The 12,221-nt window shown below is 71.2% G+C and carries 10 protein-coding genes; 9 read left to right on the plus strand and 1 reads right to left on the minus strand.

All coding sequences use genetic code 11. The features are described 5' to 3' along the window. Positions 1-24: 24 nt before the first annotated feature. The 6 genes from ACTRO_RS47150 to ACTRO_RS12615 all read left to right on the plus strand — a co-directional run bounded on the left by ACTRO_RS47150 (position 25) and on the right by ACTRO_RS12615 (position 5,757). Complete coding sequence (locus ACTRO_RS47150) at positions 25-150, plus strand: SapB/AmfS family lanthipeptide (RefSeq protein ID WP_157436098.1); 126 nt, start codon at positions 25-27, stop codon at positions 148-150. A 163-nt stretch (positions 151-313) separates the two neighbouring features. Then, the gene (locus ACTRO_RS12595; RefSeq protein WP_084316213.1) at positions 314-2,044 is read left to right on the plus strand and encodes an ABC transporter ATP-binding protein; all 1,731 of its coding nucleotides are present in this window, start codon (positions 314-316) and stop codon (positions 2,042-2,044) included. 10 nt (positions 2,045-2,054) lie between these two features. After that, positions 2,055-3,857: an ATP-binding cassette domain-containing protein gene (locus tag ACTRO_RS12600; protein WP_084316214.1), complete on the plus strand. Its 1,803-nt coding sequence runs from the start codon at positions 2,055-2,057 to the stop codon at positions 3,855-3,857. Positions 3,858-3,880: 23 nt separating this feature from the next. After that, positions 3,881-4,585 carry a nucleotidyltransferase domain-containing protein gene (locus ACTRO_RS12605; protein ID WP_034263321.1) on the plus strand — a complete coding sequence of 235 codons (705 nt, stop codon included), beginning with the start codon at positions 3,881-3,883 and terminating at the stop codon, positions 4,583-4,585. Positions 4,586-4,700: 115 nt separating this feature from the next. Next, complete coding sequence (locus ACTRO_RS12610; RefSeq protein WP_051450741.1) at positions 4,701-5,084, plus strand: DUF302 domain-containing protein; 384 nt, start codon at positions 4,701-4,703, stop codon at positions 5,082-5,084. A gap of 31 nt (positions 5,085-5,115) precedes the next feature. Beyond that, positions 5,116-5,757, plus strand: a complete 642-nt coding sequence (locus ACTRO_RS12615; protein ID WP_051450742.1) for an HAD-IA family hydrolase — start codon at positions 5,116-5,118, stop codon at positions 5,755-5,757. Positions 5,758-7,210: 1,453 nt separating this feature from the next. Here the strand turns inward: ACTRO_RS12615 and ACTRO_RS12620 are convergent. Then, entirely contained in the window at positions 7,211-7,852 is a 642-nt protein-coding gene (locus tag ACTRO_RS12620; RefSeq protein WP_034263322.1) for an MBL fold metallo-hydrolase, read from the minus strand. 187 nt (positions 7,853-8,039) lie between these two features. Between ACTRO_RS12620 and ACTRO_RS12625 the strand changes: the two genes are divergently transcribed. From ACTRO_RS12625 to ACTRO_RS12635, 3 genes are all read left to right on the plus strand, one after another. Next, the gene (locus ACTRO_RS12625; RefSeq protein ID WP_063627983.1) at positions 8,040-9,458 is read left to right on the plus strand and encodes a cytochrome ubiquinol oxidase subunit I; all 1,419 of its coding nucleotides are present in this window, start codon (positions 8,040-8,042) and stop codon (positions 9,456-9,458) included. A 16-nt stretch (positions 9,459-9,474) separates the two neighbouring features. Then, complete coding sequence (locus ACTRO_RS12630; protein ID WP_063627984.1) at positions 9,475-10,707, plus strand: cytochrome d ubiquinol oxidase subunit II; 1,233 nt, start codon at positions 9,475-9,477, stop codon at positions 10,705-10,707. A 77-nt stretch (positions 10,708-10,784) separates the two neighbouring features. Continuing rightward, positions 10,785-12,185, plus strand: a complete 1,401-nt coding sequence (locus ACTRO_RS12635) for a CoA transferase (RefSeq protein WP_211244214.1) — start codon at positions 10,785-10,787, stop codon at positions 12,183-12,185. The last annotated feature ends 36 nt before the right edge of the window (positions 12,186-12,221 follow it).

Here is a 12,221-nt window from a genome sequence, read left to right on the forward strand (position 1 = left end):
TCACCCCTTGAGAAGGAGACAACCATGTCGATCCTGAACCTGCAGTCGCTGCGCGCCCCCGAGGCCTCCTCGGAGTTCCGCTCCGTGCTCAGCTCGCTCAGCGTCGTCACCTGCACGACCAGCACCGTCAGCACCCTGCTCTGCATCTGAGGTTCCGCCGGTCTTACGAGACTTCGCGAACCTGAGGCAGTGAGCTGATCCAGGAGCCGGTCCGGGCGGTATCAGCCCGCCCGGGCCGGCGTTCCGGGCCCCGACACCGTCGGGGTTCCCGCCGCCCCCCGCCGTGAACCTTACGCCCGCCGAAAGGACTCCCATGCGTACACCCGGGTACGTCCGACGGGCCGGTTCAAGGCCCGACCGGGACTTCGCAGCCGCCGACCGGCTGCTGCGGCAGACGGCCCGAAGCACCCCGCGATGGCCGATCGCGCTCGCACTCTGCGTCCTCGGCAGCACCGCCGCCTCACTCGTCCTGCCCGCGGCTCTCGCCAAGGCGGTGGACGGCGCGCTCTCCGCGCAAGGCGCCCGCGCCTGCGTCCCCTGCTTCGCCACCCTCGGCGTGCTGATCCTCGCCGAAGCGCTCACCCAGCTAGCCGACCCGCACGCGACCGCGGACGCGACCATGTTCCTGCGCGGCCGGCTGCTGGAGCACATCGCCGCGATCGGCCGCCTCCCGGAGTGGTGCGCCCCCGGCGACCTGGTGGCCAGACTGACCGGAAGCGCCGCGGAGGCCGGCGCGGCCTCGACGTCAGTGGTCTACTTCGCGGCCCAGATCGTCATGTCCGCCGGAGCGGTCGTGGCGCTCGGCCTGCTCTACCCCCCGCTGGCGCTGACCTTCCTGCTGACGGCGCCGGCCTGCTTCGTCTTGGTCCAGCGCTACCTTCGGCGCACGACCAACCTCGTCGTCGAGTACCAGCAAGGGCAGGCCGCCGTCGCCGCTCGGCTGCTCGACGCGCTCACCGGGATCCGCACGATCACGGCTTCCGGCACGGCGGACCGCGAAGTGGAACGGGTGATGCAGCCGGTGCCCGCGCTCTCCGAGCGTGGACGCGCACTGTGGAACAGCCAGCGGCGGATCGCCTGGTCCACTTCGTTGCTGGCGCCGTTCACACAGCTCTGCGTCATCGCCGTGGCCGGCTACGGCGTCGGCACCGGCGCGCTGAGCACGGGCGGCCTGGTGGCCGCGATCGGCTACACCACCACCGGATTGAGCTTCTTCGGCACCGCGCAGACCCTGCTCGCCCTCGCCCGGGCGCGAGCAGGCGCCGCCCGGATCGCCGCGGTGCTCGCCGAGCCGGTCCGGAGCCCGGGAACCCGCCGTCTGCCGGCGGGCCTCGGGCAGCTCGAGCTGCGCGCGGTCCGGGTTTCTCGAGCAGGCAAAGCGATCCTGGACAAACTCGATCTGACCATTCCAGCAGGGGCCTGCATCGCTCTGGTCGGCAACTCCGGCTCGGGAAAGTCCTTGCTGGCGGCCGTCGCCGGCCGACTGACGGATCCGGACGAGGGCAGCGTCCTCCTCGACGGCGCGCCGATCGATGAGGTCCGCCCGGAGGAGTTGCGCGCGGCGATCGCTTACGCGTTCACGGATCCCGCGCTGCCCGGGGAGACCGTCGAGGATGTCATAGCTCTGGCACCGCAAGCGCTGGCGACCCAGCGGGTGCACGATGCCGCCCGCGCCTGCCAGGCCGACGCCTTCATCCGCCGGCTGCCCGACGGCTACCTCACTCCGATCGCGCAGACGCCGTTGTCCGGCGGCGAGCGCCAACGGCTGGGGCTCGCGCGCGCCATCGCGCACGGCGGGCGGCTCATCATCCTCGACGACGCGACGTCGAGCCTTGACACGATCACCGAGGCGGTCGTCGCAAAAGCCTTAGACAGCGCGCTGGACGGCCGGACCCGGCTCGTGGTGACCCACCGCGCCGCCGTCGCCGCCCGCGCGGACGCGGTGGCCTGGCTGGACGAAGGCCGCATCCGCGCGATGGCCCCGCACGTCGAGCTCTGGCAGGACCCTGACTACCGCGCCGTCTTCCGCCCGTCCCAGGCCTGAGAGGAGAACGATGCCCGGCCGCGCGATCGCGACCAAAGCACGACCGGAACAGGGCGCGAACCACATCCCCGAGCCGCGTCGCGAAGCCCGGCCCGGCGCCGAAGCCCGAAACAGAGCCGGCCTGCATCTGATTGCCGCGAGCGTGCGCCGCAGCCGCCGAGCCGTGGTCTCGCTGTCGGTGTGGTCGCTGCTCTCCGCCGCGCCGACGCTCGTCTCCGGAAAGGTGCTGGCCGAAGCAGTCGACCACGGCTTCCTCGCGCACAACCCGGCCGCGGCCGCGCGCTGGCTCGGCGTGTTCGCCGCGGTGACGCTGGCAGGGGCGTGGGCGCAGCGGCAGACCTATCCGAGCCTGTCCGGCATCGTGGAGCCGATGCGCGACTCGCTGCTGCGATCCGTCGTCACCGGCACCCTGCACCGCGCCGCGCGGTCGAACGCGCCACGCACGAACTCCGCGGCCATCGCCGTCTCACAGATCACCCGCCAAGTGGAGGCGGTGCGCGACTCCGCGTCCGGCCAGCTCATGATCGCCTGGCAGTTCGTCCTGACCGCCGTCGCCGTCATGCTCGGCGCGGCGGCGCTCGCCCCGGCCGCCGTGCCGCTCATCGCGCTGCCCCTGGTCGCGGCGGTGTGTCTCTTCGTGACGCTGCTGCCGATGATGATCCGCCGTCAGCGGACCGCTTTCCTCGCCGAGGAGCAGCTCGCACGCGTATCAGTGGACGCACTCGAGTCCTTGCGCGACCTCATCTCCTGCGGGGCTGAGCAGCAGGGCGTGGACCGCGGATTGCGGGCCGCCCGGGCCCAGGCCGCCGCGGCGCGGTCGCTCGCCTGGGTCGCGGCACTGCGACGCCTCATCGTCGCCCTCGGCGCGCACGTACCGATCGTGCTGGTACTGCTCGCCTCCCCGACACTGGTGCGGCACGGCATGACCGCCGGCGGGATCGTCGGTGTCCTGACTTACCTGGTCGGCGTCCTCGAACCCGCCCTACGCCTACTCGTACAGGGGCTCGGCGGCTCGTTCCTGCGGCTGAACGTGGCGGCCGAGCGGCTGGCTGAAGCGGCACGGCTGCCGGCCGCTCCCCCGGCGCCGGAGCATTCGATCCTGCTGAAGCGGCGCCCGGTGGAGGTGCGGCACGTCACCTTCGCGTACGGCCCCGGCGCGGAGCCCGTCCTGCGCGATCTGAGCCTGGTCGTCGCCCCCGGCGAGCACCTGGCCGTGGTGGGCCCGTCCGGCATCGGAAAGTCGACGCTCGCAGGCATCCTCGCCGGCGTCATCGCGCCCGACGACGGCAGCGTGCTGATCGGCGGGGTGCCCCTGCCGCGGATTGCACCGGACGTCCTGCACCAGGCCCGCGTCCTGCTGCCGCAAGAGGCCTACGTATTCGCCGGTGAACTGCGCGAGAACCTCCGCTATCTCGCCGAAGACTGCTCCGATCAGACGCTGCTCAAAGCCGCGGACCGCCTCGGTCTGACCGCACTGCTCACCCGCCTCGGCGGCCTCGACGCCCCGGTCGATCCGGCCCGCCTGTCCGCAGGAGAGCGCCAACTCATCGCCCTCACACGCGCCTACGTGTCGCCGGCCGACGTCGTCATCCTCGACGAAGCGACCAGCCACCTCGACGCATCCGCCGAAGCCCGCGCGGAGGCGGCATTCCACAGCCGGCCGGGCACGGTGATCACCATCGCACACCGGATCAGCTCGGCCCTGCGAGCTGACCGCATCCTGCTGCTCGACGGGACACGTGCGCACCTCGGCACCCACGCCGACCTCGTCGAGACCTCGCCGATGTACGCAAATCTCGTCGCGCTGTTCTAAGGCCCGCCCTAGACTCTGCCCCCATGAACCAAGATCCGGCGGCGGACGCCCGCGCACTGGTCAACGAGCGCTTCCCGCACGCCCGCTGGGCGGTGCTGGCGGGCAGTGTGATCACGGCTCAGCGGACCCCCGGATCAGACCTCGACATCGTCGTGCTGCTGCCGGACGGCGATCCGCAGACCCCTTATCGGGCCGCGTGCCGCTTCCGCGGCTGGCCGGTCGAGCTGTTCGTTCACGACGAGCAGAGCCTGACCCACTATCTCGACCAAGGCCGGCACGGGCGCAATCCCTCCATGCATCGGATGGTCGCCCGCGGCGCGGTTTTGGTCGGTGATCCGTCGCGTTGGCAGGCCGAGAGCGAGGGCCTTCTGGCCGAAGGGCCAGCGCCGCTGAGCACGGACGAACGCGACAACGCCCGCTACCACCTGACGGACTTGCTCGACGACCTGGTCCACGCAGTCGACCCGGGAGAGAAAGCGGTGATCGCCGGGACGGCGTGGACTTCGGCCGCGCAGCAGGTGCTCGCCTTCGCCGATCACTGGTCCGGTGGCGGCAAGTGGCTGCTGCGCCAGCTTCGAGAGCTGGATCCGCGGCTGGCCGAGCGATGGGCCGCCGCGTTCGGCGACGTCGCCGCGATCGAGGTGATCGTCCGTGAGATGCTCGACCGGATCGGCGGGCCGCTGTTCGAGGGCTTCCACGCGGGCGGTGAACGGCCATCCGTCAGATGATCATGCCGGGCTCGCGGCCCGGACTGACCCGTTCGGCCGTCCGGGCGGGCGCCCGGGGCGCGCGGGAGCGAGGATAATCGGGTATGCCCATGCCCACAGCACACCAGGAGCTGAAGTGCCGCAGCTGACGTCCGTCCCCAGCGCCCACAGCTTCGCCGAGACGGTCAGCCGGGTCGAGCAGCGGCTCGCCGCGCTCGGAGTGCGGCTCTTCGCGCGCATCGACCACGCTGAGAACGCGCGCGAAGCGGGCCTGCAGATGCCGCCGACCACCGTGCTGGTGTTCGGCGCGGCGCGCGGCGGGACGCCGGCGATGAACGCGAGCCCGGACATCGCCTACGAGCTGCCGTTGCGCCTGCTCATCCGGCAGCGGGAGGATCAGGTCGAGCTGCTCTACCGGCCGATCGACGACCTGGCCGCCGACTACGGCGTCCCGGCCGAGGTCATCGCCCCGCTGCGGATGGTGGAGAAGCTCGCCGCCGCCGCGGCCGCCGCCAGCTGAAACGGGCTGAGACAGGTTGTCGAGACGCAGCGTGCCGGAGTTGCCGTACAAGGCCGTACTCTGCGACATCGATGGCGTGCTGCGCCACTGGCCTCCGCTGGACACCCTCGATCAGGACCACGCCCTGCCCTCGGGTACGTTCGCCGGCGCGGCGTTCGCGCCGGAGCGCCTGATCCCCGCCATCACCGGGCTCGTCACCGACGAGGAGTGGCGGGAGTCCGTCGAAGCCGCCCTCGCAGTGGCTTGCGGCTCCTGGAGCACCGCACGAGCCGTGGTCGCCGCGTGGTCGGTGCAGCTGCCGACGATCGATGCCGAGGTCGCGGCCCTGCTCCGACAGACCCGAGGCACCATACCGGTGGCGCTCGTGTCGAATGCCACCACGCGGCTTGAACTGGACCTGGCGAAGCAAGGGCTCGAAGACGTCGCGGACGTGATCGTCAACACGTCGCGCATCGGCTATGCGAAGCCCGACAGTCGCGTGTACGTCGATGCCGCGCGGCGGGTAGGCGCAGCGCTGGATCAATGCCTGTTCATCGACGACACCGTCGGAAACGTCGCGGCCGCCCGCAGCCTCGGCATGCCCGCCCTGCACTTCCGTACTTTCGCAGACCTCCGCGATGCTCTCATCGGCGGCACAGGCTGCCAGGGCCTGTCCGGCTCTCCTGCGCATTGATGATCGACTGAATGTTCCTGGGATGTGGTGGCTTGTCGGGTCGGGGTGATCGTCGTGGTGTGGGCGGCCGCTTCGCGTCGCCCGGTTCGTCTGTCCACCCGCCCACCCGTTGCGTAGCGGGGCGGGCTGGGGTTTCAAGATTTCGCCTCCGGCGCGGGCCCTTCCCTCGGAGAGAGATGCCGGGTCTGCGTGGGTGCTGTCGTTGGCGGGGCGGGCTGGGGTTCGGGGTGGTCGGGTGCCGGGTGTGTGCTCTCTCCTCGGTCGGTCCCCGGAGGCAATCAGGAACCTGCCGGGAGGTCAAGCGGCGGTGACTTGGGTTGATGCTGGATCTTGCATGGCGCCGCTTGACCTCCCGGCAGAACCCTGATCGGGCTTCGCCTGCCCGACCGAGGAGAGAGCACACCCCCTGAGGTCCAGTGCGAGCTGCGCTCCGGCCGAGTCCCATCCCGTGGCCCGGCCGCGCTCGAGCCGGAAGAATCCTGCATCACCGCTCTGGGCCGCTCTTTCCATCTACTCCTTCAACGCCGGGGAGCACGCCCGAGTTCCCACAAATATCCAGAATTTTTACTTATCCGGTGAAAGACAGATACGCGGTTTTTGTCGGTGGCGGCATCTAGCATGGAAGAGTGCGAGGGTCGGGGCTTGTGACGGAAGGGTGGTGGACGGGATGGCTGGGCAGATGGCGTCAGGGGTGAGGCCGAAAGCGGTGCAGGATTTCCCCTCGGCGCGCGGCCGAGCCACACGACCCGAGCACCGACGCCTTCACACGGATCAAGGATCGGGACGCTCGGATCAGACCGATGCAGGATCCTTCCGCATCGAACGCGGCCAGCCTGTGGGATTCTGCAGCGAGGTACGGGGCCGAGGTCGACAGCATGACGGCGATGCAAGATCCAGCAGCAAGCGCGACCCGAGCACCGACCCCATCGCACGGATCAAGGATCGGGTTGGTCGGACCGGGTGATGCAGAATCCTTCCGGATCGGCCGGGCCACAGGCCGGGACCCGGCCCGAGCGCAGCTCGCACCACTCCCCCAGGGGGTGGGCTCTCTCCTCGGTCGGGCAGGCGAAGCCCCATCAGGGTCCTGCCGGGAGGTCAAGCGGCGCCATGCACAATCGACCATCAACCCAAGCCACCGCCGCTTGACCTCCCGACAGGTCCCTGATTGCCTCCGGGGACCGACCGAGGAGAGAGCACACCCCCGCAACCCCACCACCCCCAACCTCAGCCCGCCCCACCAACAACAGCACCCCACAGACCCCGGCATCTCTCTCCGAGAGAAGGGCCCGCGCCGGAGGCGAAATCTTGAAACCCCAGCCTCCCCCGCTACGCAACGGGTGGGCGGGTGGACAGACGAACCGGGCGACGCGAAGCGGCCGCCCACAGCCTGACGACCGCCCCGAACCGAAAAGCCACCACACCCCACGAGCACTCAGCTGACCATCAATTCGCCTTAGATCGCGATCGTGTTGCCGACCGGCACGATCGTCAGCTGGACCGGGGTGAGCCGATCCGGGCTCAGGAGGCCGGCCAGTGACTGCTGGCCCATCTCGCTGAGCATGGCCTCGTGGATCTGGAGCAGCCGCTGCGGCTTGACCTCGCGCACGTAGTCCGCCGCCTCGCCGAACTTGGTCCACGGCCCGCTCGTGGGCAGCAGCAGCGTCGGTACGTCGGCGTCGGGGACGTGGTAGGCGTCGCCGGGGTGGTAAAGCTCGGAGTCGACCAGGTACCCGATGTTCGCCACGCTGGGCAGGTCCCGGTGGATCAGGCCGTGCAGCTCGCCGAAGACCGCGATGTCGAAGCCGGCGATGTTCAGCTGCTCCCCGGCCCCGAGCGCGCGGACCTGGCCGCGGCGCGCCGCCCAGCGGCCCACCACCGACCCCGGTCCGAAGACCTGCAGATCGGGGCGCGCGTCCAGGGCCCGGGTGATCAGCTCCTCGTCGAAGTGGTCGGCGTGCTCGTGCGTGATCAGCACGGCCTGGGCGTCGGCGACGGCCTCGGCGGCGTCGGGCGTCAGGACGCCCGGGTCGATCACGATGCGCACGTCGTCCTTGGCCAGGGTCACGCAGGCGTGGGCGTGCTTGGTCAGCTGCATTCTCGGATCCCTCGTCGCGACGGAACGTCTGTCAGGCAGGATTGTATGAGCCCTGGCTCGCCCCGGCCGGGTTCCGGCGAGAATGCCGAAGTCACCCGGCGTTGCCGCGTGCACCTGCGCCGACGAGCTGACAGATTGGACGCCTGACGATAACGCGGTTGAGACGAGCATCCCGGAGTTGGCACCCTTGGCATCCACACTCAGCGCGGCTCCGACGCTGCCGCCGGTCATGCAGGCCTATCTGCTCGAGGCCCGGCAGATGCAGGCGATGTCGTTCGTGGTGCACATCCCGCTGGTCTGCTTCGGCATCGCGTTCCCGGCGATGGTGGCGTTCGTCGAGTGGCGCTACCTGCGCACCGGCGATCCGCTCTTCCACACCCTGGCCCGGCGGTGGACCAGGGTCATGGTCGCGCTGTTCGCGGCGGGCGTGGTCACCGGCACGGTGCTGAGCTTCGAGATGGGCCTGCTCTGGCCGATGTTCACCGGGGTCTTCGGCGGCGTGTTCGGCCTCGCCTTCGCCATCGAGGGCTTCTCCTTCTTCCTCGAGGCGATCTTCCTCGGCATCTACGTCTACGGCTGGGACCGGCTGCCCCCGCGGCTGCACTTCCTGTGCGCGCTGCCCATCTGCATCGCCGGGATCCTCGGCTCGTTCATGGTCATCGCCGTCAATGGGTGGATGAACCACCCGCAGGGCTTCACCGTCGACGCGCACGGCCACGTCACCGACATCCACCCGTTCCAGGCGTTGTTCGCCAACACGTACTTCTGGCACGAGCTCGTGCACATGTACCTGGCCGGCAACATGGTCGCCGGCTTCCTCGTGGCCGGCGCCTACGCGGTGGGCCGGCTGCGCGGCCGGTGGGGCCGCTACGAACGCATCGCGTTCACCGTGCCGCTGACCGCCGCCGTGCTGGCCGCGCCGATGCAGGTGGTCGTCGGCGACTGGGCCGCGCGCGACGTCGCCACCGAGCAGCCGGTCAAGCTCGCCGCGATCGAAGGGCTCGGCCAGACCACCAGCGGCGCGGCCGAGCACCTGCTCGGCTGGTACACCGACGGGCGGGTGGAGTACGGCATCGGCATTCCGCACCTGCTCTCGATCCTCGCGTACCACAGCTGGAGCGCGACGATCCAGGGCCTTGACACCGTCTTCCCGGCGGACCGGCCGCCGATCAACCTCGTGCGCTACGCCTTCCAGACCATGGTCGGGATCGGCAGCCTGCTGGCGCTGCTCGCCGTGGTCTTCTTCTTCATCCTCTGGCGCCACCGCCGGCTGCCGGCCGCCAAGTGGTTCTACTGGGCCGTCGCCGCCGCCGGGCCGCTGGCCTACCTGGCGCTGATCGCGGGCTGGACCACCACCGAGGTCGGCCGGCAGCCGTGGGTCGTCTACGACGTGATGCGCACCGACGCGGCGGTCACCGGCGCCCGGTCCGTCCCGGTCGGCTTCGGCCTGCTCGCCGCCGCCTACACGGTCCTGGTCGTGGCCACCTTCTGGGCGCTGCACCGGCTCGCCAAGGCCCCCTTGCCCGCGGCCGGACCGCCGGCGCCCGCCACCACCGGCCCGTCCGGCGGCCCGGGCGTGCCCGGCGCGTTCCCGGCCACCGACTGAGAGACGAAAGGGCGCCATGTTCCTGCGGCTGCTCATCCTGGCGATCGCGCTGGCCGGCCTCGTGCTCTACACCGTGCTCGGCGGAGCCGACTTCGGCGCCGGGCTCTGGCAGCTGTCGGCCGGCTGGGGCGAGCGCGGCCGGGAGATCCGCGACCAGGCGCACCGCTCCATCGCGCCGGTCTGGGAGGCGAACCACGTCTGGCTCGTCTTCGTGCTCACGGTGCTGTGGACCGGCTACCCGGCCTTCTTCGGCTCGGTCTTCTCCACGCTGGCGGTGCCGCTGTTCCTCGCCCTGCTCGGCATCATCCTGCGCGGCCTGAGCTACGCCCTGCACACCGCCACCGACGTGCCGCGCGAACGGCGGGTGATCGACACGGCCTTCTCGCTCTCCTCGATCGTCACCCCGTTCATGCTCGGCGTCTGCGTCGGGGCGATCGCCTCGGGCCGGGTCCCGGTCGGCAACGCCGCGGGCGGGCTGTGGAGCAGCTGGACCAATTCGGTCTCCCTGCTCAGCGGGTTCATGGCGGTGAGCACCGGCGCGTTCCTGGCCGCGATCTACCTGGCCGCCGACGCGCGCCGCTCGCCCGTGGCAGGGCTCGACGACGCCTTCCGCCGCCGCGCCCTCGACGCCGCGGTCGCCACCGGGATCCTGGCGCTGGCCGCGCTCGGCGTGGCCCACGACGACGCGCCCTCGCTCTTCCACGGGCTGACGCGCGGCCTCGGCCTGGCCGCTGTGATCATCTCCGCGCTGGCGGGCCTGATCAGCATCACCCTGGTCTCGCGGCGCCGGTACGCGGTCGCCCGGCTGGCCGCGGTCGCCGCGGTCGCCGCGCTGCTGTGCGGCTGGGCCGCGGCGCAGCGTCCTTACCTGCTGCCGGGGCTGACGGTGAGCGCCGCGGCCGCCGACACCACCACCCTGGTGGCGCTGCTGGTCGCGGTGATCATCGGCGGCGCGATCCTGTTCCCCAGCCTGTTCTTCCTCTTCCGGCTCAGCCTCTCCGGCAGGCTCCTGCCGGACCGCCGCGGTCCGAAGCCGCACACCGCCGGCGTGGACGCGCGCCGTCCCGCCTGGGCCGGACGAGCCGCGCTGGGCTGCTTCGTCGCCGGGGCCGTGCTGCTGATCTTCGCCGACGACGACGCCGGGCACGTGGTGGGCGTCGTCGCCTTCGCCGTCGCGGCCGTGCTGGGCTTCACCGCTGTCGGGCCCGACCAGCTCGCCGCCCAGGAGCCGGACCGGCCCGGCGTCTGACAGCACGCCAGGTCCCGCCGCACGCCACGCACGCGCGGGTGTTCGCCCAGGCCCGAGCCCCGTGGAAGACTGGCCGGGTGAACCGGATCTTCGCTGACTTCTGCACCTCGACCGGTATCGCGTACGAGTCCGCCGCCTCCTCGGCCTATATCGAGCAGAGCGAGCCGACGCTGCCGTCGCGACTGGCCGTCACCGAACTCGCCGTGGGCGCGGTCGCCGCCGCCGCGGCCGGCGCGGCGCATCTCGCCCGGGCGCGCGGGGCCTCGCCGGTGACCACGCGCTGGACGGTGGATCCGCGCCGGGTCGCGGCCTCGTTCCGGGGCGACCAGCTGCTGCGCGTGGACGGCGAGAGCTTCCCCGGCTTCGCCAAGCTATCAGGCTTCTTCCCCACCCGTGAGGGGTGGGTGCGCACCCACGCCAACTACGCGCACCACCGCGCGCGGCTGCTCGACGCACTCGACCTGCCACCCGACGCCGATCGTGCCGCGCTCACCACGCGACTGGCGGACATCGACGCGCTCGAGGTCGAGGAACGCGTCCGGGCGAATCAGGGCATTGCCGTGGCGGTCAGGACGACGAAGGAATGGTCCGCCCACCCGCAGTCCAAGGCCGTCGCCGGACTGCCGTTGCTCGGTATCGCAGCACTCGGCGACGCGCACGCGCCGGCCCGCGAGTCGCGCGGAAAGCTGCGGGACCAGAACCGTCCGGCCGCAGGGCTGCGCGTGCTGGATCTGGCCCGCGTGATCGCAGGCCCCGTAGCCACCCGCACCCTGGCGCTGCTCGGCGCCGACGTGCTGCGCATCGACGACCCGGGACTGCCGGAGATCGCGGCGCAGCACCTCGACAACGGCATGGGCAAACACTCCGCGCTGCTCGACCTGCGCAAGCCCCAGGACCGCGAGACCTTCGACCAGCTGTTGGAGACGGCCGACGTCGTCGTGACGGGCTACCGCCCGCACGCCCTGGACGGCTTCGGCCTGACCCCGCAAGAGATCACGCGGCGTCGCCCCGGGATCGTGGTCGCGACGCTCGACGCCTGGGGCAGCGCGGGACCGTGGCAGGAGCACCGCGGCTTCGACAGCATCGTCCAGGCCGCGACCGGTATCTCGATGCTGACATCGGCGGACGGCACGAGGCCGGGAGCGCTGCCGGCGCAAGCCCTCGACCACGCAAGCGGCTACCTGCTCGCCGCCGGCGTGCTCGTCGCCCTGGCCCGGCAGACGCGCCAAGGCGGAAGCCTGCACGTCAGCACCCACCTCGCGCGTACCGCGCAAGCGCTGCTCGAGCTCGGCGAGGACTCGCCCGGCCCGACGCACGAGCCCCTGAAGCTGGACGACTGCATGAACGAGCAGGACACCCCGTCCGGCCGCCTGCGTTACCCGTTGCCCGCGTTCAACCCCATGGCGCGGATGGCCGAGCCGTACGACTACCAGCGCGTCGGCGCAGTGTGGGGCGCCGACATCGCTCAATGGAGCTGAACTTCAAAAGCCGTCGCTCGCTTTATCAGTGCTCGA

It is taken from the genome of Actinospica robiniae DSM 44927 (genome assembly GCF_000504285.1).
GTDB lineage: Bacteria > Actinomycetota > Actinomycetes > Streptomycetales > Catenulisporaceae > Actinospica > Actinospica robiniae.